The organism is Arthrobacter sp. TmT3-37, assembly GCF_054510835.1.
This window is the reverse complement of sequence record NZ_JBTNDU010000012.1, coordinates 57,583-78,838: the sequence shown is the minus strand read 5'-3', so window position 1 is coordinate 78,838 and position 21,256 is coordinate 57,583. Positions and strand designations below refer to the sequence as shown.

At 71.3% G+C, this 21,256-nt stretch carries 23 protein-coding genes and 1 pseudogene; 4 read left to right on the top strand and 20 right to left on the bottom strand.

The genetic code is table 11. The annotated features are described in order from the left end of the window. Positions 1-3 precede the first annotated feature (3 nt). The 4 genes from ACX80U_RS14215 to ACX80U_RS14200 all read right to left on the bottom strand — a co-directional run bounded on the left by ACX80U_RS14215 (position 4) and on the right by ACX80U_RS14200 (position 2,488). Complete coding sequence (locus ACX80U_RS14215; RefSeq protein WP_347876204.1) at positions 4-930, bottom strand: OmpA/MotB family protein; 927 nt, start codon at positions 928-930, stop codon at positions 4-6. Next, positions 927-1,772, bottom strand: a complete 846-nt coding sequence (locus ACX80U_RS14210) for a motility protein A (RefSeq protein ID WP_459268912.1) — start codon at positions 1,770-1,772, stop codon at positions 927-929. The genes ACX80U_RS14215 and ACX80U_RS14210 overlap by 4 nt, the downstream gene beginning before the upstream one ends. Further along, positions 1,772-2,110, bottom strand: coding sequence for a flagellar FlbD family protein (locus ACX80U_RS14205; protein ID WP_133080407.1), 339 nt, complete (start codon positions 2,108-2,110; stop codon positions 1,772-1,774). Before ACX80U_RS14205 ends, ACX80U_RS14210 begins: the two co-directional genes overlap by 1 nt. An 81-nt stretch (positions 2,111-2,191) precedes the next feature. Next, complete coding sequence (locus ACX80U_RS14200) at positions 2,192-2,488, bottom strand: helix-turn-helix domain-containing protein (RefSeq protein WP_133080406.1); 297 nt, start codon at positions 2,486-2,488, stop codon at positions 2,192-2,194. Between the two features lie 66 nt (positions 2,489-2,554). Between ACX80U_RS14200 and map the strand changes: the two genes are divergently transcribed. Beyond that, positions 2,555-3,337, top strand: a complete 783-nt coding sequence (gene map / locus ACX80U_RS14195) for a type I methionyl aminopeptidase (RefSeq protein WP_459268911.1) — start codon at positions 2,555-2,557, stop codon at positions 3,335-3,337. Positions 3,338-3,350: 13 nt separating this feature from the next. Here map and ACX80U_RS14190 read toward each other — a convergent pair whose 3' ends face one another. The 16 genes from ACX80U_RS14190 to ACX80U_RS14115 all read right to left on the bottom strand — a co-directional run bounded on the left by ACX80U_RS14190 (position 3,351) and on the right by ACX80U_RS14115 (position 16,737). After that, complete coding sequence (locus ACX80U_RS14190; protein ID WP_208741777.1) at positions 3,351-4,523, bottom strand: flagellar hook protein FlgE; 1,173 nt, start codon at positions 4,521-4,523, stop codon at positions 3,351-3,353. Positions 4,524-4,593: 70 nt separating this feature from the next. Continuing rightward, positions 4,594-5,028: a flagellar hook capping FlgD N-terminal domain-containing protein gene (locus tag ACX80U_RS14185; RefSeq protein WP_133080403.1), complete on the bottom strand. Its 435-nt coding sequence runs from the start codon at positions 5,026-5,028 to the stop codon at positions 4,594-4,596. A gap of 15 nt (positions 5,029-5,043) precedes the next feature. Next, positions 5,044-6,654, bottom strand: a complete 1,611-nt coding sequence (locus tag ACX80U_RS14180) for a flagellar hook-length control protein FliK (protein ID WP_459268910.1) — start codon at positions 6,652-6,654, stop codon at positions 5,044-5,046. Beyond that, on the bottom strand, positions 6,651-7,424 hold the full coding sequence (locus tag ACX80U_RS14175; protein ID WP_459268909.1) for a C40 family peptidase: 774 nt from the start codon (positions 7,422-7,424) through the stop codon (positions 6,651-6,653). Before ACX80U_RS14175 ends, ACX80U_RS14180 begins: the two co-directional genes overlap by 4 nt. Then, positions 7,421-7,855, bottom strand: a complete 435-nt coding sequence (locus ACX80U_RS14170) for a flagellar export protein FliJ (protein WP_459268908.1) — start codon at positions 7,853-7,855, stop codon at positions 7,421-7,423. The genes ACX80U_RS14175 and ACX80U_RS14170 overlap by 4 nt, the downstream gene beginning before the upstream one ends. Beyond that, positions 7,855-9,171, bottom strand: coding sequence for a FliI/YscN family ATPase (locus tag ACX80U_RS14165; RefSeq protein WP_459268907.1), 1,317 nt, complete (start codon positions 9,169-9,171; stop codon positions 7,855-7,857). Before ACX80U_RS14165 ends, ACX80U_RS14170 begins: the two co-directional genes overlap by 1 nt. After that, positions 9,168-9,770, bottom strand: a complete 603-nt coding sequence (locus ACX80U_RS14160; protein ID WP_459268906.1) for a FliH/SctL family protein — start codon at positions 9,768-9,770, stop codon at positions 9,168-9,170. Before ACX80U_RS14160 ends, ACX80U_RS14165 begins: the two co-directional genes overlap by 4 nt. Further along, entirely contained in the window at positions 9,760-10,782 is a 1,023-nt protein-coding gene (gene fliG, locus ACX80U_RS14155; protein ID WP_133080397.1) for a flagellar motor switch protein FliG, read from the bottom strand. Before fliG ends, ACX80U_RS14160 begins: the two co-directional genes overlap by 11 nt. Then, entirely contained in the window at positions 10,779-12,419 is a 1,641-nt protein-coding gene (gene fliF, locus ACX80U_RS14150) for a flagellar basal-body MS-ring/collar protein FliF (RefSeq protein WP_459268905.1), read from the bottom strand. Before fliF ends, fliG begins: the two co-directional genes overlap by 4 nt. Then, positions 12,419-12,721: a flagellar hook-basal body complex protein FliE gene (gene fliE / locus ACX80U_RS14145; protein WP_459268904.1), complete on the bottom strand. Its 303-nt coding sequence runs from the start codon at positions 12,719-12,721 to the stop codon at positions 12,419-12,421. The genes fliF and fliE overlap by 1 nt, the downstream gene beginning before the upstream one ends. Next, positions 12,721-13,113, bottom strand: a complete 393-nt coding sequence (locus tag ACX80U_RS14140; RefSeq protein WP_133080394.1) for a flagellar basal body rod protein FlgC — start codon at positions 13,111-13,113, stop codon at positions 12,721-12,723. Before ACX80U_RS14140 ends, fliE begins: the two co-directional genes overlap by 1 nt. Beyond that, entirely contained in the window at positions 13,113-13,454 is a 342-nt protein-coding gene (locus tag ACX80U_RS14135; protein ID WP_133080393.1) for a flagellar basal body rod protein FlgB, read from the bottom strand. Before ACX80U_RS14135 ends, ACX80U_RS14140 begins: the two co-directional genes overlap by 1 nt. 124 nt (positions 13,455-13,578) lie before the next feature. Beyond that, entirely contained in the window at positions 13,579-13,944 is a 366-nt protein-coding gene (locus tag ACX80U_RS14130) for a hypothetical protein (protein WP_208740533.1), read from the bottom strand. Beyond that, positions 13,937-14,377, bottom strand: a complete 441-nt coding sequence (gene fliS / locus ACX80U_RS14125; RefSeq protein WP_459268903.1) for a flagellar export chaperone FliS — start codon at positions 14,375-14,377, stop codon at positions 13,937-13,939. The genes ACX80U_RS14130 and fliS overlap by 8 nt, the downstream gene beginning before the upstream one ends. Positions 14,378-14,392: 15 nt before the next feature. Further along, positions 14,393-15,766, bottom strand: coding sequence for a flagellar filament capping protein FliD (gene fliD, locus ACX80U_RS14120; protein ID WP_459268902.1), 1,374 nt, complete (start codon positions 15,764-15,766; stop codon positions 14,393-14,395). Between the two features lie 140 nt (positions 15,767-15,906). Next, the gene (locus ACX80U_RS14115) at positions 15,907-16,737 is read right to left on the bottom strand and encodes a flagellin N-terminal helical domain-containing protein (protein WP_133080389.1); all 831 of its coding nucleotides are present in this window, start codon (positions 16,735-16,737) and stop codon (positions 15,907-15,909) included. 222 nt (positions 16,738-16,959) lie between these two features. On the opposite strand from ACX80U_RS14115, the pseudogene ACX80U_RS14110 reads away from it, so the two are divergent. The 3 genes and pseudogenes from ACX80U_RS14110 to flgK all read left to right on the top strand — a co-directional run bounded on the left by ACX80U_RS14110 (position 16,960) and on the right by flgK (position 21,248). Next, positions 16,960-19,256, top strand: a pseudogene (locus ACX80U_RS14110) (putative bifunctional diguanylate cyclase/phosphodiesterase). Positions 19,257-19,369: 113 nt separating this feature from the next. Beyond that, positions 19,370-19,855: a flagellar protein FlgN gene (locus tag ACX80U_RS14105; protein WP_459268901.1), complete on the top strand. Its 486-nt coding sequence runs from the start codon at positions 19,370-19,372 to the stop codon at positions 19,853-19,855. A gap of 7 nt (positions 19,856-19,862) precedes the next feature. Beyond that, positions 19,863-21,248: a flagellar hook-associated protein FlgK gene (gene flgK / locus ACX80U_RS14100; protein ID WP_459268900.1), complete on the top strand. Its 1,386-nt coding sequence runs from the start codon at positions 19,863-19,865 to the stop codon at positions 21,246-21,248. The last annotated feature ends 8 nt before the right edge of the window (positions 21,249-21,256 follow it).

The window sequence follows — 21,256 nt, the reverse complement described above, 5'->3', positions numbered from 1 at the left end:
GATTCAGCCGCCGGCGGCGATCTCCGGCATGAGGCCGCGGACGCTCTCGGGCTGGTCGGAGTGCACCACGATGTCCACGCGGCGGTTGAGTTCGAGTTCCGCCTCGCTGGTCCCGGGGGCGAGCGGACGGGATTCGCCGTAGCCGATGGCCGAGAGCCGGAGGGCGGGCACGCCACCCGTGTCGATGAGGTGGCGCACCACGTTCACCGCCCGCTCGGTGGACAGCTCCCAGTCGAGCGGCCGCGGCACGGAGTCGGGCAGGCGTGCCGTGTGGCCCTCGACGCCCACCTCGTTGGGGATCGAGGCGAGGACGGGGCCCACGCTCTCGAGGATGCGCAGCGTCTGGTCGGTCAGCTGGGCGCTGTCCGGGAGGAAGAAGGTCTCCGAGCTGACGAGCCGGATGGTGAGGCCGCGCTCGTCGATGACGTAGCGGACGGCCTCGGCGAGGTCGCGCTCCTTCAGCCCGGCGTCGATGCGCTCCTGCAGGGCCCGGAGGTTCTCGACCTCCTCGACGGCGCGTTCCCGGTCCGTCACGGGCTCGGCGGTGTCACCACCGGCCGACGGCGAGGGTGACGGCGTCGGCGCGGCCACCGCCGCAGCACCGGGCTCCTCCTGCTCCGTCTCCGGCTCCGCATCCGTGAGGGCCGCGCCCCCCGTGAAGGACTCCCCCTCCTCGTTGGCGTACTCGGCGGGCACCACGGTGCCCTCGGCCGTGTCGACGGTCGCCGTCTCCACCGCCCCGAAACCCGTGGCGAGGGAGACGCGCAGTTGCTCGAACTTGGCCTGGTCGACGGTGGACATGGCGTAGAGGACGATGAACATGCACATCAGCACGGTGACCATGTCCATGTAGGACGCCATCCAGCGCTCGTCCGGATGCTCGTCGGCGTGGTCCTCGCCCCGGTTCTTCCGGTGGGGGCGCCTGCTCACGCCGCGGCCTTGCCCTGCGCCGCGCCGTCGCCCGTTCCCTGGGCGCCCTTGGCGGCCTTCGGAGCCTTTCCGTCGCCCTTCCCGCTCTTGCCCAGGGCGTGCTGCGGCACCATGGCCTTCAGCCGCTCGCCGAGCAGGCGCGGCTGGCTGCCGGCCTGGACCGCCAGCACGCCCTCCATCAGGAGGGTCATCCGGGCGGTCTCCATGTCACCGAGGCGCTTGATGCGGGTACCGATCGGCAGCCAGAGGAAGTTCGCCGAGAGCAGGCCCCAGAGGGTCGCCACGAACGCCGCGGCGATCATGTGGCCCAGTTCGTCGGGCTTCGAGAGGTTCTCGAGGACGTGCGTCAGGGACACCACCGTCCCGACGATGCCCACGGTCGGCGCATAGCCCCCGAGGCTCATGAAGAACTTCGACGCCGTGCGGTGGGTCGAGGAGGCGGAATCGATCTCGTCCTCGAGCATCTCGCGCAGCTCCTCGCCGTCCGTCCCGTCCGCGATGTTCTGCAGCGCGCCCCGGAGGAACGGGTCCTTCGCCGTGGTGGCCTCCTCCTCGAGCGCGAGCAGTCCCTCGCTGCGGGCCTTCTCCGCGAGCACCACCACGCTGTCGATGGTGTCCTGGGGAGGCGTGCTCTTGCCCATGATCGCCGGCGGGACGGCCTTCACCGCGACGATGAAGTCCTTCAGGGTGCCACCGGCGATGCCGACCGCGAGGGTGGCGACGAACACGAGGACCATGGGCGCCGGCAGGAGGAGTGACTGCACGTGGGCACCCTCGAGGGTGATCATCGCGTACAGCGCACCGAAAGCGAGGAGAATGCCGACGAGTGTTGCGGGATCCATCAGTTGTTCCTTGGTCTGAGCTGGACGGGCGTGCCGGCGCCGGGATCGACGTCGGTGCCCGGGCGGGCAGGCGCCGCGGCGGCGTCGCGATCGCGGACGAGCCCGAGCGGTCGCTGCCCGGTCGGATCCGTGGGTTCCACCGGCTGGAACCGGGCGAGTGAGAGGATACGGGCCCGGTAGGCCGCGATGAGGTCGATCACCTCGTGCAGGGATTCGGTCACGATGTACTTCGCGCCGTCGACCATCACGAGCGTGGTGTCCGGATTCTCGTGGATGCGCTCGATGAGGTCAGGGTTCACCGCGAACTGGCTCTCGTTGAGCCGGGTCACCACGATCATCGGACATCCTGGAGTCGGGACGCCCCGGCGGGGCCTCTTTCCTCCACTGTCGGCACGTGCCGCAGCTTCGTAAGGACGCCCCTAGGACGCCAGTCGCTCCCGCCCGTCGCGGCGGGCCGGCTCGACGTCGCGCTCGGGCTGGTTGATCTCGGCCCACACGACATCCAGGGAGAGACCGAGGACGTCGGCGATGGCAGCGATGGTCGGGAAGGCGGGAGTGGCCACACGACCCGACTCGATCTTGCGGAGGGTCTCCGGCGAGACGCCGGCGTCGAGTGCCGTCTCGAGCATGGAGCGCTCGGCCCTGGCGCGCCGCAGGAGGGCGCCGAGGCGCTGTCCGCGCTCGACCTCCCCCGGCGTGAGCGGCAGTCTGACCATGGCTCCGAGTCTAGTACCGGGATACTATTACCGGTATAGTTATTGGGTTCCCTGGAAAGGCATCGCATGATCGAGATCCTCACCTCCTCCGAACTGGACAGGGCACGGGAGACCGGCGCGCTCGTCGGGCACATCCTGCACACGCTGAAGGGCCGCAGCGCCGTCGGCACGAATCTCCTGGACATCGACCGGTGGACCGCGGACATGATCGCCGAGGCCGGGGCGGAGTCCTGCTACGTCGACTATGCGCCGTCCTTCGGGCGCGGCCCGTTCGGCCACTACGTCTGCACCTCCGTGAACGACGCCGTCCTCCACGGGCTGCCCCGCGACTACGCGCTCGCCGACGGCGACCTGGTGACACTCGACCTCGCCGTGTCGAAGGCCGGGATCGCCGCGGACTCCGCCATCAGCTTCGTCGTGGGCGAGACGCAGCCGGCGGAGAGCCTCGCACTGATCGGAGCCACAGAACGCGCGCTGGCCGCAGGCATCGCAGCAGCCGGACCAGGAGCCCGCATCGGCGACATCTCCTTCGCCATCGGCTCCGTCCTGGGCGAGGCGGGCTATCCCATCAACACCGACTTCGGCGGACACGGTATCGGGTCGACGATGCACCAGGACCCGCACATCGCCAACACCGGCAGACCGGGGCGCGGCTACGTCCTGCGCCCAGGGCTCCTGCTGGCGCTGGAGCCCTGGGTCATGGTGGACACCGCCGCCCTGGTCACCGACGCCGACGGCTGGACGCTCCGGAGCGCCACGGGCTGCCGGACGGCGCACAGCGAGCACACGATCGCCATCACCGACGACGGGGCGGAGATCCTGACCCTGCCCGGTCAGGCCCGCCCCTGATCGGCCGGTCCGGCTAGCGCTTCAGGTTCGCGAGCTCCTGCAGCACCTCGTCGGACGTGGTGATGATGCGCGCGTTCGCCTGGAAACCGCGCTGCGCGACGATCAGGTTGGTGAACTCCTGCGAGAGGTCGACGTTCGACATCTCGAGGGTGCCCGCGTCGAGCGACCCGAGACCGTTGGAGCCGGCCGTGCCGATCTCCGCGGCCCCCGAGTTCGCCGTCGCACGGTAGGAGGACCCACCCGCCTTCTCGAGGCCCGCGGGGTTGACGAAGCCGGCGAGCGCCACCCGGCCGAGGGGCTGCCGGCTGCCGTTGCTGAAGGCACCGACCAGGGTGCCGTCGGCGCCGACCGTGAACGAGTCGAGGGTGCCGGCGGTGCGTCCGTTGCGCTCCGAGATGGAGACGGTCCTGAGCTCGGCGAAGCCCGTGACGGCCGAGAGGTCGACGGCGATCCCGCCCACGGCGACGGATGAACCCGCCGAGGCCTGGCCGTCGGGCAGCACGAGCTGGCCGGCGCCGGTCGCGCCGTTCGCGTCCTGGCCCGCGACGTTCCAGCCCGCTGCCGAGCGGGTGAAGGTCAGCGTGAGATCGCGTGCGGCGCCGTCCGCGCCGTACACCTCGACCTCCTGCGTGATCTGGGTGCCCACTGCGGCATCGGAGGGCAGGTTCCCCGTGACGCGGGCGGTCGTCGTCGCCTGCGCCGGTGACACCGCGCCCTTGGGCATCCGCAGGTCACCGACGGCCCCGCCCTGCTGCACGACGCCGTTGACGGCGGGCCAGCCCTGGACCAGCGAGCCGTCCGGAGTGACGAGCCTGCCCTCGGCGTCGGGCGTGAAGGCGCCGGCCCGGGTGTACAGGGTCTCGCCGCCGAGGCGCGAGATGAAGAAGCCGTCACCGGAGATCATCATGTCGGTGGCCCGGCCCGTGGCCTGAGCCGAGCCCTGCGAGAAGTTGGTGACGATACCGGCCACCTGCACGCCGAGGCCGACCTGGGCGGGGTTGGTACCGCCGAGGGCCTCCTGGGGAGCGCCCCCTCCCTGGGTCATCTGGGACAGCGTGTCCTGGAACTGGGTGGCCGAGGCCTTGAAGCCCGTCGTGTTGACGTTGGCGATGTTGTTGCCGGTGACGTCGAGCATGGTCTGGTGGGAGCGGAGCCCCGAGATACCGGAGTAGAGCGAGCGAAGCATGGTGGTGCCTTTCGGTGCGGAGCGGGCGGATCGGGAGGTGCGGTGCAGGATCAGGAAGGAATCGGCGGGATCAAGTCGTGGGGGTGGGCGCGGGCACTGTCCCGACCCCGGAGACGAGGTCGAGCGCGATGCTCTTGCCGCCGATCGTGACGGTGGGGACGGGGCCGCTGTAGGAGACCGCGGTCGCGGTGCCGCGCGCTTCGACGCCGTCCGTCCCGGTGTAGGAGACCTCGTTGCCGAGCAGCGCGGCGGCCGAGGAGCGCATCTGGAGGTGGAAGTTCTCCTCACTGATGCCGGTCATCTGCGTGATCTTCTCCATCATGGCCAGTTGCGTGGTCTGGGAGATCATCTGGTTGGTGTCCATCGGCGCACTGGGGTCCTGGTTGCGGAGCTGGCTGACGAGCAGCGACATGAAGACCTCGGAGTCCATGGCCTGCTTGCGGGTTCCCGTGGCGGATGCCTCGGGAGGGGCGAAGGTCGCGGAGGCGACGGGATCTACGGGCATGGCAGTCCTTCCGGATCAGGCGAAGAGGTCGAGGGTCGGGGAGCCCGCCGCGGGGCGGCCGGTCCAGGGGATGGGGGTCGGCACTGGTCGTTCTCCCCCGGGCGGGGCGTGCCGCGGCCTGTCGTCCCGCGGCCCGTCCCTGCCGTCGTCGGGAGTGCCGGTCCCGAGGTCGAGCGACGCGGACAGGCCCGACGACGACGCCTCGCGCCGCAGGTCGGGTAGCGCCTGCCTGAGGGCGTCGCGGCCGCCGTCCGTGGCGGAGAAGAACTCGAGTCTCGTGCCGTCCGCGGAGATGCTCGCGCGGATGGTGATGGGCCCGAGGTCGTCGGGGGCGACCGTGACGGTGATGGTGCTCGTACCGCCCGGGGCATCGACTGCGGCCTGGGCGAGCGCGAAGGCGGGGGCACCGAGTTGCTGGGGCAGCGGTGCGGTCCCTGCGCGGACGGGCGCCTGCGACTCCGTGGCGCCGCCCGGGGCTGCGGCCACCGGCTGTGCGGCGACCGGCATCTCGATGCGCGCGGCGGCAGGAGGGACAGCACCGGCGTCGGCCGGCGCCGCGGGCACATCCGGCACCGCGGCCGACGGCGCGGCGCCGCCCGTACCGCTGGTCACGTCGGGGCCGGTCGCGTCGGGGCCGGTCGCGTCGGGGCCGGTCGCGTCGGGGCTGACCACGTCCGGACCGGTCGCGTCGGGGCCGAGCGACCCTGCGGCGCCGGCCGGCGCCGAGACCTGCTCGCTCGGGACGCCGGCGCGCGGGGCGGAGGCGGTTCCAGGGGTGCCCGTCGCTGTCGGAGCCTGGTCGACGGGATCCGACGGGGAGCCTGACATGGCGATCCCGGTTCCGGCTCCACCGCCGGGTGCGCTGGACGCCCCCGCTGCTGCGGGGACACCGCCGGGAGCGGCGTCCGGGGTGGCCGTCGACGCCGTCGCTCCGGACGTCGGGAGATCCGGCTGCGCACCAGCCACGACATCGGCCGACACCTCCGGCGAGGCGAGCACCGCTCCCCCGTCCGACGGTCCTGCAGTCGAGGCGGAACGGGGCTCGGCCGTCGGGACCGTCGTGCTCGCCGTGCTCGCCGCGGAGAATGCCACAGCGGATGCCGCAGGAGCCGATGCCGTTCCCGGTCCGGCGGACGGGCTCCCGATCCCCTGCACGGCGGCTCCGCCCACCGGCGCACCCGCCGACGGAGCCGGAGCCTGGACAGCAGGGGGCGGCGTCGCCGGCAGGTCGGGGGCGGCGGTGCCGTCGACCGGAGGCGGAGGAACGCTGCCTCCGGCATCGGGGGCGGCAGGTGCCGTTCCGGCGGGAGGGACGGCACCCGGTACGGTCGCGGTCGTGGAGTCCGACGCTGTGGACGGAGCCGACACGGCGGAAAGTGCCGACACGGCGGAAGGTGCGTCGGGCGGAGCCGACGGGGAGGCGGACGGGGAGGCGGACGGGGAGGCGGACAGGCGCGGACCGGCAGGGACGGGACCCGGGCCGGGACGGTCCGCCGCGTGGCGGCGGTACAGCTCACCGAACGAGGGTGCGCCGTCGGCCGGGCCCCGCGCACCGGAGGACAGCCTGGGAACCTGCACGGCGTCGCGGGCCGGCGCCGTGGAGGGGGAAAGCTGCACGGGGCTCATCGCGCCATGCTCGCGAGGAACGCCGCCTGGGCCGCGTACGCGGTATCGGCAGCGCCCGGCGCCGCGGACGCCGGCGCCACGGAGGCGGCGGCGAGGTCTGCTGGTGCCACGGAGGCGGCGCCCTCCGGCGCTGCCGGCAGGATGCGGCGGATGGTCGTGATGTTCGCGTCCGTCTCCCACATGTCGCGGACTGCCACGGTCTGGCCCGGCTGCGGTGCGTCGATCGCCTTGCCTCCGCCGAGGTACATGGACACGTGTCCGCCGTCGTGGCTGAACAGGAGGTCACCGGGCTGCGATTCGGCGAGGGACGGGACGTGCGTCCCCGCGTTCATCTGGTCCCAGGTCACGCGCGGGATCTGGATGCCGATGTCGGCATAGGCACGCTGCACGAACCCCGAGCAGTCGAGGCCCGAGGCCGGATCGGTGCCGCCCCAGACATAGGGAACGCCCTCGTACGTGCGCGCCGCCTCGATGAGCCGGGCGGCGTCGGCCGAGGCAGGGGCAGGCAGCGGCGCGGCACCGGAGGCACCCGCGGCACTTCCGGTATCAGCCACGGCGGACGGTGCTGCGGCGCCGGCGAGGGCGTCGGCGAACAGGTCCGCGGAGGCCGTCGGCGCAGACGCTGCAGGGGTACCGGCAGCTGTCGTCGAACCGGTGGCCGTCGTCGAACCGGTGGTGGCGCCGGCCTGCGTCCGCGCCACCGGAGCGGAGAGCATGGTGAGGGTGGACTGGATCTGCTGGATGCGGCCCACCGCGTCGGTCATCGTCATGTCCGGTCCTTTCCTGTGTGCTGCCGCCGGCCGGCGGAAGCGATCTCGTCGAGCACGCGCTGCTCGGCGCCGAGCAGCGCCGTCGCCTCGGTGTCCCGGTGCCGGGTCTCGAGCTTCTCGAGGCCCACCGTCGCCGCGCGTGCGGCCCGGTAGTGGTCCTGTGCACGCTCCTGGTCCGCCTGGAGCTGGGCCTCGAGGGCGTGGAGGTCGGCGAGCGTGCTGCGCGCGGAGGCACGAGCAGCGGCCACGGCATAGAGGGACGCGGACTCCGCGGGGTCGAGGTCCGTGCCGTCGAGGGCATCGCTGATGCCGTCCGTGCGGGCCCGCGAGGCGCGCAGCCGCTCGTTGGCGGCGGCCAGCGACCCTGCGGCCTCGTCCTCACGCAGCTGTCGGAGCCGGAGCAGGCCGGCGAGAGGGAACTGTCGTGGCATCAGGAGACTCCCATCGATGCGGTGAGGTGGGCGAGGCGGTTCCAGGCGTCGCCGGACGGCGTCTGTTCGTCCATGCGCTGCTGCAGGAAGGCGTTGATCGCGGCTTCGTGGTCCACGGCGGCATCCACCAGCGGGTTGGTCCCCCGGTGGTACGCGCCGACGTCGATCAGGTCCTGGGCGGCCTTGCGCGCGGCCAGCGTCCTGCGGAGTGCACCGGCTGCGCCGGCCTGCTCGCGCGTGGTGACACGGGAGGCGACGCGGGAGATGGAGGCGAGGGGGTCGATGGACGGGAAATGTCCGGCGACGGCGAGCTTGCGGTCGAGCACCACGTGCCCGTCGAGGATGGACCGCGCGGCGTCGGCGACCGGCTCGTTGTGGTCGTCGCCGTCCACGAGCACCGTGTACATCCCGGTCACGGAGCCGACGGCCCCGGTCCCCGCGCGTTCGAGCAGCTGGGCGAGCAGAGAGAAGGTGGACGGCGGGTACCCGCGGGTGGCGGGGGGCTCGCCGACGCTGAGGCCGATCTCCCGCTGGGCCATGGCGACGCGCGTCAGCGAGTCCATCATGAGCATGACGTCGGCGCCGCCGTCGCGGAAGGATTCGGCGATCCGCGTGGCGACGAAGGCAGCACGCAGGCGCAGGAGCGCGGGCTCGTCCGAGGTCGAGACCACGACGATCGACCGGGCGAGGCCCTCGGGCCCGAGGTCGTCCTCGAGGAAATCCCGGACCTCGCGGCCGCGCTCGCCCACGAGGGCGATCACCGAGACGGCCGCGTCGGTGCCCCGCGCGATCATCGAGAGCAGGGAGGACTTGCCGACGCCGGATCCCGCGAAGAGTCCCATGCGCTGCCCGCGGCCCACGGTGGTGAGCGTGTCCATCACCCGCACGCCGAGTTGCAGGGGCTCGGTGATGCGCGTGCGTTCGAGGGCTCCGGGCGGCGTGTTGTCCAGGGACACCCAGGTCACGTCGGTGAGCGGACCACGTCCGTCGATGGGCCGGCCGACGCCGTCGAGCACGCGCCCGAGCAGTCCGGGCCCCGCCGGCACCAGCAGGGGTGCACCCTGGGCGCGCACGGGCGCTCCGGCCTGGATGCCGGAGAGATGGCCGTAGGGCATGCAGCGCAGCCCGGTCAGGGAGGCGGCGACCACCTCGGCATCCACGGGTGCGTCGTCGCCGATGGTCACGAGGTCCCCGATGGCACAGTCGAGTCCCACGACGTCGACGCCGAGGCCGACGACGGAGGCGACGCGTCCCACGCGCTGGGGTGCGGCCGCGAGGCGGGCGAGGCGGACGGCGTCGTCGATGGTGAGCGTCACGCCGTCCCTCCCGCCAGTGCGGTGCGGACCCGCGCGAGGGCGGTACCGAGCCGCGCGTCGATGGACCCGTTCGGGCACTCGGCGACGGCATCGCCCCTGCCCAGGGATGCGTCGGGGACGAGCGTCACGCCCTGGGGAGCGTCACCCGGCGCCAGCAGGGCGAGGTCGGCGGGGTGCAGGCGGACGGCCCGCACGTCCTCGCCGTCCGCACCCTCGAGGGCACGCGCGACGGCGTTCCGGGCGGACGTCGGACCGTCGGCCAGGGCGCGCCCGAGCAGGGCCTCGGTGATGCCGAAGGCGGCGTCGAGGATGCGCTCCCGGGCCTGGTCGAGCACGGGCGCTGTCCGGGCTTCGAGGGCACGCGCCGCGGCGTCGAGGACCCGCAGCCGCTGTGCGAGCAGGGCCTCCGCCTGCAGGCGTGCGGACGCGGCCTCGGCCTCGAGCCGAGCCCGGTGCTCGGCGAGTTCCGCGCGCGCGAGCGCCAGCCCGTCGGCATAGCCTGCGGAGTGGCCCTGCGCCACGGCGGTGTCGTGTGCGGCCTGCCCGGAACCCCGGCCGAGGTACGGGAAGGTGACGGGGGTCAGTGCATCAGTCGACATACTCGTCCTCGTCCCCGCGCTGGATCGTGATGACGCCCTGCGCCTCGAGGTCGCGGATGGCACGCACCACCTCGGCGCGGGCCTCCTCCACCTGCGAGATGCGGACCGGCCCGACGCCGCGGATCTCGTCGTCGAGGATCTCCCGGTTCCGCTCGGACACGTTCGCCCGGATCACTGTCACCACGGCCTCCGCGGCGCCCTTCATCGCGAGGGCGAGCACGGCGGAGTCGATGCCGCGCAGCACCTGCTGGACATCGCGGCGCTCGAGGTTCACGATGTCCGCGAAGGTCAGCATGCGGGCGCGCACCTCCTCGGCCAGGGCGGGATCGCGATCCTCGAGGCCGTCGAGCAGCTCGCGTTCCGTGAGGACGTCGGCGCGGTTGATGATGTCCACGAGGGGCTGGATGCCGCCGATCGCGGAGATGCCGTGGCGCGGTGCGGCGACGCCACCGGCCCTGATCTTGATGGTGTCCGCCACCACGGACACAGCCTCGGGGGTCGCGGATCCCATGGTCGCGATGCACTGGGCGACGTCGGTGCGGCTCGAGGGGTTGAGGCCGGCGAGCACGGCGGAGGCGCGCTCCGGCTTGAGGTGCGCGAGGACGAGGGCGATGGTCTGCGGCAGCTCGCCCTCGAGGACGGTCTGGATCTGGCCGGCTTCCACGCTGTCGAGGAAGTCGAACGACCGGCCGGCTGCGGTGGAGGCGAGGCGGCCCACCACGCCGGCTGCACGTTCGGCACCGAAGGACGATTCGAGGAGGCCGATGGCCACGTCCATGCCACCGCGCGTCCGGTGCCGGCCGCTGATGGTCAGTTCGTGGAACTCGGCGAGAGCCTCCTCCGCGGCCGCCGGCTCGACCCGCCGCAGGCGGACGATCTCCGCGACGATCTCCTCGGCCTCGGCCTCGGACATCTGCTTGAGGATCTCGGCGGCCCTGCCCTGGTCGAGCTGCATCAGGACCATCGCGGCCTTCTGCGTACCCGTCACCGATGTGCGTGCGACGGTGCTCATACGCTCTGCCTGTCATCCATCATGCTGCGTAGGAACTCGGCGGTCTTCGCCGGGTCCTGGGATGCGAGGGCGTCGATGTCCGCGCGCATGCGCTCCAGGTCCGATTCCGCGGACCCTGCCTGCAGTGCCTGCTGCACGGCGGCGACGTCGATCGTGGTGGTGCTGGGAGCGGGCTCGACGGCGCTGAGGAGTCCCACGGCGGGATCGATCGCGGGTGCCACGGGGCCGGGGATCGCGGGGTAGACACCCTGCAGTTCGCCGAGGTCCAGCGGTTCGCGCCGCTGCCGGCGGGACCGGCGGGCGTAGATGATCAGCGCCACGATGGCGACGAGCAGGATGGCCGCGACGATGGACAGCGTGCGGATCAGCTCGGCGCGCTGCTGCTCCGCCTGCGCTGCCTCCGCCTGGGCGAGGGCGTCCGCGGCGGCATCCGCGCCGGCCTGGTTGAACGGCAGTTCCTCGACCGTCACGACATCCCCGCGGGCCGCGTCGACACCAGCGGCGCTGCCGACGAGCGCCGTCAGGGCCGCGACGTCCATGTTGGCCGTGGCGCCCCGGTTCACGGCGACGGAGATGGTCTGGCGGTTGATCCCGCCCGCGGGCACGGTGGTGGACTCGGTGGTCTTGTTCACGGCGTTGTTGCGCGTGCTCGACTCGGAGTTGAATGTCCCGTCGCCGGCCGCGCCGTCCTCGGGCACCGCGATGTTGTCCGGGCCGAGGACGCCGGCATTGCCGCCGCCGGCTCCCTCGTAGGCCTCGGTGGTGGTGGATTCGTTCAGGGCAGGGGCGTTCTCGGGCGTCGTGAATGTCTCCTCGACACGCTCCGCGCTCTCGAGCTTCATGTCCGCGGCCACGGCCACGGTGGCGTTGCCGGCACCGACCACGCGGTCCAGCATGGCCTGCACGGAACCCTGGACGCGCTTCTCGTAGTCGGAGGCCTGCTGGTCCGTCCCGCCGGTGGCGCCGACACCGACGGCGGAGAGCACGCGGCCCTCGGCATCGATCACGGCGACGTCCGCCGCGTCCATGCGGTCGATCGAGGCGGAGGTGAGGTGCGTGATCGCCTGCACCTGGTCGCTGGACAGGGTTGCACCCGGATTGGTCTCGACGAAGACGGAGGCGGTCGGCTTGCCCTGCTCGGCCACGAAGACGGTGTCCTCGGGGATGGCGAGACGGACCGTGGCGGTCTTGACGCCGTCGATCGCCGAGACGGTCGCGGCGAGCTCGCCCTCGAGTGCACGCTTGTAGGTGGTGGACTGCTGGAACTCGGAGGACGTGACCCCCATGTCGTCGAGCAGGGAGTAGCCTCCGGTGGACGACGACGGCAGGCCTGCGGAGGCGGCCTTGATCCGCTGGTCGTACACGGCGTTCTCCGGCACGAGGATGGTGCCGCCTCCGCTGGTGAGCTCGTACGGCACGCCGTCGGTCTGGAGCTGGTCGACGATGGTGCTCGCGTCCTCACCGCTCAGCCCGGAGAACAGCGGCGTGTAGGACGGCTTGGAGAGCCAGGAGGTGAGCGCGATACCGCCGAGCACGAGCACGGCGACGCCGATGATGGCGATGGTGCGCTGGGCGATGGTGAAGCTCTTCACGGCATCCCCGAGGCGGGTTGCGGCGGTGGACATCGGCGTGGGCATCAGGCCTGCATCCTCATGATCTCGTTGAAGGCGTCAACGCCCTTGTTGCGGACGGCCGCGACGAGTTCGAGCGTCACCTGGGCGCGCGTCGAGGCCAGCGTGGCGTTGTGGATGTCGGTGAGGTCGCCGGTGACGGCCTGCACGGCGAGCCCGTTCGACGTCGACTGCAGGGACTGCAGGTTGTCCACCGCCGAGGTGAGGGACGTCGCGAAGCCGGAACCTCCGGCGTCGGACACCGTACCGGCGGACGGCAGGTAGGAGGTGGCGACGGGCTGGACCGCGCCGATGGCGGGAACGGGCATCAGGAGCGTCCGATCTGGAGGGCTGCTTCGTAGGTGGCCTTGGCGCGGTCGACGACGGCGGCGTTGGCCTGGTAGCCGCGCTGCGCCATGATGAGCTGGCCCATCTGGGCGCTCATGTCGATGTCGGGGTAACGGACGTAACCGTCCTCGTCCGCGAGTGGGTGGTCGGGTTCGTGGACCAGGCGGCCCTCGGCGCTGCCGAACTCGGCCCCCGCCACGTAGGCGCCCTGGCCGTTCTCGTCGGCCCGCGCGGTGATGTAGCGCTGCTGGAAGGCCGCACCGTCGGTGGAGGTGACGGTGTTGGAGTTGGCCATGTTGTCCGCCACGGCGTCGAGCCACTTGCGGTGCAGCGTCAGGCCGGTGCCGGAGATGCCGATGGCGTCGAAGGTCATCAGGAGGTCCTCAGGGCGGTGCGGATGCTGGTGAAGGGGCCCTCGACGGCGCGTGCGGCGAACTGGAAGCGCAGCACGGTGTCGATGTTGGAGAGGGTCTCGGTGTCCAGGTTGACGTTGCTGCCGTTGAGCCGGGTCGGCTCGAGGGAGGTGTCCGTGGTGGCCTGGACGCTGCCGTTCCCCATCGACACCGAGCGGGCCAGGGCGTCCTCGAAGTCCACGCGCTGCGCGTGGAAGCCGGGGGTGTTGACGTTGGCGATGTTGTTCGCCGTCACGCGCTGGCGCAGGGCGAGCCCATCGAGGGCGCTGCGGAGGGCGAGCGAGGACACGGAATCGAGCACGGCGGCAGGACCTTCTGGAAAAGGCTGAGCGGCCGATCCATGGCCTGGGGGGTGAGCGATCCATGCTCGGTGGCGACTATCGGATGGTCTCCGGGCAGTCGTTAGGTACTTCCGGGAGGAACTTTCAGCCCGTGACGTCGACGTAGACGGCGGACTGCTGCGCCGTCGTGGCCGCCCGGACCGAGCCGAGGGCCGAACGATGCCGCCGCAGGGTCCCGGCCTCGGCGGTCAGGCGGGCGAGTGCGGCGCGCTGGCGTTCGCTGATGCGCCGGGCGCGTGCCACCAGGGCGCCGGGGATGGGGCCGTCCACGACCGGCGGGGTCCAGCTGCCGAGGACCGCGGTCTGCCGCATGAGCGCGGTGGGCGCGACGTCACCGGCCGCGGCGTCGTCGACGGCCGCCTCCAGCGCGTCCAGGACCGAGGTCCAGGCGAGGAGGGCTGCCGTGTCGGTGGGCCGGGCGTGCTCCGCCGGCCGTGCGTCGTCAGCCAATGCCGAGTACTCCCAGGGCCCTCGGCGCGTCGTGGTCCGAAGGTGCGACGGCGGCCGGCTGGCCCGTGCGGGCGGCCTCGTGCCAGGCCTGGCGCAGCGGCTCCAGCACCTCGGCGCACTCGGCGGTCTTGGTGCGGTCACGCATGACATTGGCCTCGACGAGGGTCTGGCGCACGAAGGCGTACAGGGACATCAGTCCCGTGGCGCCGTCCCAGATGTCCGTGCGGAGCGAGGACATCAGTTCGCCGACGATGTCCTGGGCGTGCAGCAGGTTCTCCGAGGCGACGGTCCACTCCCCTGCCTCCTGCGCGGCGCCGGCACGGGCGAGATCGAGCAGCAGCCTGTCGTAGAGCATCGTCAGCAGCCCCGCGGGTGTCGCGGACAGGACGGCGTCCTGGACGTACTGCGAGCGCTTGGCCTGGTAACCGTTCATCTGGAGCATCTGGAGCTAGCTTCCGGTCGTGGGGAGGTTCGCCAGCTGTGACGACAGCCAGTCCCCCTGTGATTGGAGTTGTGAGAGTTGGACCTCGAGCGCCGAGTAGGTGCGTTCGAGCGTCGCGCGCCGCTTCTCGAGCCGCTGGTCCCAGTCGGACACGCGGTCGTTGAGGTTGCGGACCGTCGATTCCTGGCTCGTGATGCGACGCGTGAGTTCGCCGTCGTACTTGTCCGAGGCTGCCGTGCCGGCGTCCGCCACCCGGGCGGACAGCTGCATGAGTACGTCCTTGGTGCCCGCGGGGTCCTTCGCGAGCGCGGCGGCGAATTTCTCGGCGTCGAACTCGACGGTCCCGGAGCGGGTGAGCGTGATGCCGAACTCCGACGTCGACGTCCCGCCGACGGGCGCGGTCGCCGCGGTGAGCACGGACTGGGCGATGCCCCGCACGGCGCTGTCACCCGTGAACCGACCCGAGGTCGGCGCGGCACCGGCGGTCGTGCCGGGTGTGACCCTGGTATTGGTGTCGACGAAGGAGAAGACGCTGCGCAGCGCGTCGACGAGCTCCTGCGCCACCTTCGTGGTGGCCTCGGCGTCGCGCGAGACGGTCACGGAGACCGGCTCGGTGGTGGTCCTGCTGACGGTGACGGAGACACCCGGCAGGATGTCGGCGAAGGTGTTCGATGCCGACGTCACCACCTGCTCCGCGGCTGTCCCGCCCCACAGGACCACCTCGGCGTCCTGGGCGGCTCGGACGGTCGCCGCTCCGGTCTCCGCGAAGAGGTCGGTCGCGGTGCCGGCGGTGACCTCGTCGGCCGTTCCACGGAAGACGGCGAAGCCGTGCTCGGCACCGGACTCCGTCGCGGTGAACTGGAGCCGGTACTGCGGTACGCCGTCGGCGTTCGTCCCGGCGCCCACTTTCGCGGCGGTGATGCCGGCACCGGCCTTGTTCACGGAGGCGACGACGTCGTCGAGCGTGCCGGTGGTCCTCACCTCGGTGGTGGTGCCGTCCGCCGCGCGCAGGGTCAGCGTGGTCGCGGTCGGCGAGAAGGCCGTCATCGCACCCGTGACGGAGGACTGGGACTGTGCCAGCTGCTTCACGGTGAAGTCGAGGGAGCCTGCGGCCGCCGTCGAGGTGGCCGTCGCGGTGACGGAGTCGCTGGTGGCGGTGGCCTTGTAGACGTCGAGGGCTCCGGGCTTCGCCGTCCTGGTGGCGAGTTCGGTCAGGGATCCGAGCCGCGTGTTGAGCTGCTGCAGGGCGGTGATGAAACCCTGCGTGGAGGTCGCCTTCGCCTTGAGCATCGATTGCGGGCGTGCTTCCAGCTGCATGAGCTGGTTGATCATGTTCGTGGTGTCCAGCCCACTGGCGATGCCGTCGATGGAGAACGCCATGGGTCTACCTCTCGGGGGCTGGGACGGTGTATCAGGGTCTACCGGCTGGAGTGCCGTCGGTCAGGCGAATGCACGGGGCGGGACCTCTCGGTCCAGGATCGGTCCCGCCACCGTGCACCTTTCGCCTACGAGCTCACCGTCTAGCGGAGGAGCTGAAGGACACCCTGGTTCATCTGGTTGGCCTGGGCCAGCATCGCGGTACCGGCCTGCGACAGGATGTTCGAGCGGGTGAAGCTCGCCATCTCTTTCGCCATGTCGGTGTCGCGGATGCGGGACTCGGCGGCAGAGAGGTTCTCCTGCGAGACGTTGATGCTGTTGATCGCGGACTCGAAGCGGTTCTGCACGGCACCGAGCTCGGAGCGCGAGGTGGAGATGTCCTTGATGGACGTGTCCAGTGCTGCGATGGTCGTCAGTGCGTTCGCCGCGGTGTCGAAGTTCAGCGCACCGATGGTCGTACCGAGCGTCTTGATGTCCGCGCCGGACAGGTCGACCTCGATCTGGTCGTTCGCCGCGGTGCTACCTGCGCCGACCTGGAACGTCAGCGTAGCGCTGCCGTCCAGGAGGTTCGTCCCGTTGAAGTTCGTCGAGTTGCCGATCCGGGTGAGCTCCTCGGACAGTGCCGTGACCTCGGACTTGATGGCCGTGCGGGCGTCCGCGTTGTTCGAGTCGTTGCCCGACTGGACCGCGAGGTCGCGGACGCGCTGCAGGATGCTGTGGACCTCGGTCAGCGCACCTTCAGCGGTCTGCACGACGCTGATGCCGTCCTGGGCGTTGCGGGCTGCAACTCCGAGGCCGTTGACCTGCGAGCGCAGGCCCTCGGCGATGGACAGGCCGGCGGCGTCGTCGGCTGCGCGGTTGATGCGGAGACCGCTGGACAGCTTCTCGAGCGACTTCGAGATGTCGTTCTGGGTGCTGGAGAGGTTGCGGTATGCGGTGTTGGCCGCGGTGTTGGTGTTGATCTGGAAACCCATGATGTATTCCTCCGTGAAAGGGCTGCGAACGCCTGCCCATCCATGGGCCGGCACCAGTAGCTATCGGAGGTCCGCTCCGGGATGTAAGGAATCGGAAGAACTTTTTTCCCGATTTCCTCGACGGGCACAGATCGACGCAACAAACGCCCAGTTTTCCCTGTGGGTTGGGCCCTGGGAGGCCGGACCGGGAGTCGGGCCCGTGCCACAGCCTTAGTGTCTTCGATGATCAGGTTCCTGATCCTTGAGGAGAGGAAGTACCCGGTGTCTGCTGATGCGCCTGAGATCGGTAGGGATGGCGCGCCACGGGTGAGGATCTCCCGGGTTCCCGTCATCGCGGCGTCGGTCGTTGCGGCACTGTATGTCGTCAGTCTCCTGCTCGGCGACCTGGCACCGTTCGGCAGCGTCGGGGTGTGGCTCGGCATCACCGCGGAGCTCGCCGCTGTCGCCGTCTGCGTCGTCGCGGTCCTGGCACGGTGCCGTTCGCAGTGGCAGGTGGGGCTCGGCGCCGCGGCGGTGGCCGTCTACACGGCAGGCGACGCCTTTTATCTCTTGGTGCTGCAGGGGCAGCACTCCCTCGCGGTCGTATCCGCTGCGGATGTCGCGTACTTCGCGTTCTACCCGCTGATGCTCGGCACCCTCGTGATGACCGTGCGGAAGCTGAGGGGCCTCACCTGGCCCCTGCTCCTGGACAGCCTTGTGGGAGCCCTGGCCGCCGCGTCCGTCATGGCCATGCTCCTCGCGCCGGTCCTGCAGGCCGGAGCCGGCAGCAGCACGACCTTCGAGATGGTGGTCGTCGTCGTCTACCCCCTTCTGGATCTTTTGCTGATCAGTACCATCGGTGGCCTGATGACCTCCCGCGGGCTCGATCTCGGGCCGCGCTGGCCGCTGCTCGTGGCCGGTCTGATGCTCTTCGCCGCCGCGGACATCGCCTACGCGCTGGGCGCGAACGGGTACAGCGCCGGATCGGTGATCGACGCCGGCTGGATCCTGGGAATCGTGGCCATCGCCCTGTGGATCGACGGCGTCGCCCGAGCGGGCACGGTCCTCCGCCACCACGACCGCGGCCTCCCCGCCGTCACCATGCTGATGGTGGCCACCGGCTCGGCCGTGTCCGTCCTGCTCATCGGGTGCCAGGTGCCCATCGCGCCCCTCGCCCAGGTCCTCGCCGCCCTCACCGTCCTCCTGGCCGCGGCGCCCCTCCTGTTCCGGAACCGCCTGCTGGCCGCCCTCGCGACCACGGATGACCTGACGGGCCTGCCGAACCGCCGGGGGCTCGTCCGGGATCTCGGCGGTCGGCTCGGCGGACAGCGCTCCGGTGCCCTGTTCTTCCTGGACCTCGACCGGTTCAAGGACGTCAACGACGCCCTGGGCCACGATGTCGGGGACGCCCTCCTCGTCGAGGTCGGTGAGCGCTTCGCCCGGCCACTGACGCCCAACGACCTGCTGGCGCGCCTCGGCGGGGACGAATTCGCGGTGTTCCTCGACGGCGTCACCCGGGAGGAGGCCCTGAAGGTGGCACGGCGCCTGGAAGCGGAACTCCTGGAACCGGTCCGGATCGGCACGGCCGCCCTGACCATTCGGGTCAGCATCGGCATCGCCCTCACACCGGAGAACGGGACCGACATCCAGCTCCTGATGCGCAAGGCGGACATCGCGATGTTCCGGGCCAAGTCCGAGCGCAGCGGCCACCATCTCTACAGTTCCCTGGACGACGACGGCGGCGCACGGAAGCTGCGCACGCTGCAGGAGCTCCGCACGGCGCTGGCCGAGGGTCAGTTCGAGCTGCACTACCAGCCCAAGGTGCACCTGCCGGACGACGCCGTCACGAGCGTCGAGGCCCTGATCCGCTGGAACCATCCCGTCATCGGGCAGCTGCCCCCGACGTCGTTCCTCCCCCTCGCCGAGGAGGCAGGCCTGATGCCCGAGCTCTCCACGCTCGTGCTCGAGGCCGCCGTGCACCAGGTCTCGCGCTGGCATGCCGACGGGCTGACGATCAGCGTCGCCGTGAACCTGTCCGGGTCCTGCATCCAGCCCGGCCTGCCCCGACAGGTCCACGCGCTTCTCGAGCGGCACCGCATGCCCGCCGGGTGCCTGACACTCGAGATCACCGAGGACATGCTGATGGCCGACCCGGCCCGCTCCGCGAAGATCCTCGCCCGGCTCCGCGCCGACGGCATCCAGGTGTCGATCGACGACTTCGGGACCGGCTACAGCTCCCTGCGTACCTACGTGATCTTCCCGCCGACGAACTGAAGCTGGACCGGTCCTTCATCACCGCCATGCGCTCGGATCGACGCGCCGGCGGGCTCGTGGGCTCCATCATCGACCTGGCACACAGCCTCGACCTGCGGGTGGTGGCGGAGGGGGTCGACAACGAGGAGACGCTGGTGGAGCTGCGCGCACTGGGGTGCGATCTCGCCCAGGGCTTCCACTTCGCCCGGCCGCTCCCTGCCGCCGAGGTGGCCCCCTGGATCACCAGGCACTCCCCGGTCGTATCGGGGAGCCCCCTCCTCGGATAGGCCCCGGCTGGTAGATTGTCGACGACACGCCCGGCGGCCTTACATCGCACCGGGCACTGCCGATAGTTCTTCCGGTTCCACCCGTCCCGTGGCACCGGAAAGGAGGTGGCACCGTGAGCGCCCAGGATCTCTCCGCCCTGCTCTGGCAGGAGCGTGAACTACTCGAACTCCTCGTCTTCAAGCTGGAGGAGGAACAGCTCCTGCTGACCTCCGGCAAGACGCGCTGGCTGCACCATGCCACCCGTGAGGTGGAGCAGGTACTCGGGCGATTGCGCGACACCGGACTCGCACGCGCAGTGCACGCCTCCGGCGTCGCGACGGAGTGGGGTATCCACGACGGCGCCAGTCTCCGTGAACTCGCGGCAGCCGCCCCGGAGGGGCCGTGGGGGGAACTCCTCGCCGACCACCTCCGGGCCATGACGGTCCTCGTGGCGCAGATCGCCGCGGTCCGCGACAGCAACCAGCAGTTCCTCCGGGCGGCGAGCCGCTCCACGCAGGAAACCCTGGCGGGCATCAACACGGGCGCGGGCACCTACGCGGCCGATGGTGTGACCACCCAGGGCCATGGCCGACCGACCCTTCTCAACAAGGACCTCTAGCGGGACGATGAGCACTTTCAGCGGACTCAACACTGCCTACTCCGGCCTCGCCGCCGCGCGGGCCGGCCTCGACGTCACAGGGCAGAACATCGCCAATGCCACCACCCAGGGCTACACGCGCCAGCGGCTCGAGACCTCGGCCGCGGCCCCGGTCCGTCCCACGATGTTCACGAGCGGGACGCGGGCCGGGGAGGGTGTGCTCGTCGAGGGCATCGCGAGGCTCAACGACGTCCATCTCGAGGCGCGGGTCCGCACCACCGCGGGCGCGGCCGGCTACACCGCCGTGCGTGCCCAGGCCTACTCGGCACTCGAGGGCAGCCTCGGCGAGCCGGGCACCCATGGCGTCTCCGCCTCCCTGCAGGGCTTCTGGGCAGGCTGGCAGGAACTGTCCAACCATCCCGAGAAGGACGCCTCGGCGTCCTCCCTGCTCTCCGCGGCCGGCGAACTCACGGCGCGCGTCTCGGCGGGATACCGCGATGTCGAGAACCAGTGGGCCTCGCTCCGCTCCTCGGCCGGCACCCTCGTCGCCGAGGTCAATGACGCCGCCACGCAGGTCGCCGACCTGAACCGGCAGATCCGGTCCGCCGTCGCCTCGGGCACCTCCGCCAACGAGCTCCTGGACCGCCGCACCACCCTGACGGCTGCACTCGCCGGGCTGACCGGCGCCACGGTCCGTGACAACACCGACGGCACCGCCGACGTCCTGCTGGCCGGCAACGCGCTGATCTCGGGCACCACGGCGCGCGCCCTGCAGGTCACCGGACCGGCACGGTTCGACGGCGCCGGCACCGTCCAGGTCGAGTGGACCCACCGGCCGGGCGCCTCCGCCGGCGTCGAGAGCGGCGAACTGGCAGCGACGCTCTCGCTCCTCGCCCCCGCCGACGCCGGAGGAGCGCTGGCGCAGGCCGCTGCCGGGTACGACGCGTTCGCCGCGAAGCTCGCCGACCAGGTGAACACGCTCCACAGCGGCGCCGGCAAGGGTCCGTTCTTCGCCTACCAGCCGGACCGTGCAGCCGCGTCCCTGACGGTCCTCCCGGTCCGGCTCGGGGACCTCGCCGCGGGTGCTCCCGGTGCAGGCGCCTACGACGGCTCGGTCGCCGATGCGATCTCCGGGATCGGCACCGGTACCGGCTCCCCCGATGCCGCCTGGTCCGCCTTCGTCGCCGACCTCGGCGCTGCGGCACGGATGGAACTGCAGGGCAACGCGCTCGCCGAGGTGTCGGCGACCACCGCACTGCAGCAGCAGCTCGGCGCCACCTCCGTCAGCATGGATGAGGAACAGGTCAACCTGCTGGAGTACCAGCACGCCTACCAGGGCGCCGCGCGCGTGATGACGGCCGTCGACGAGATGCTCGACGTCCTCATCAACCGCATGGGGATCGTCGGACGCTAGGGGAAGGC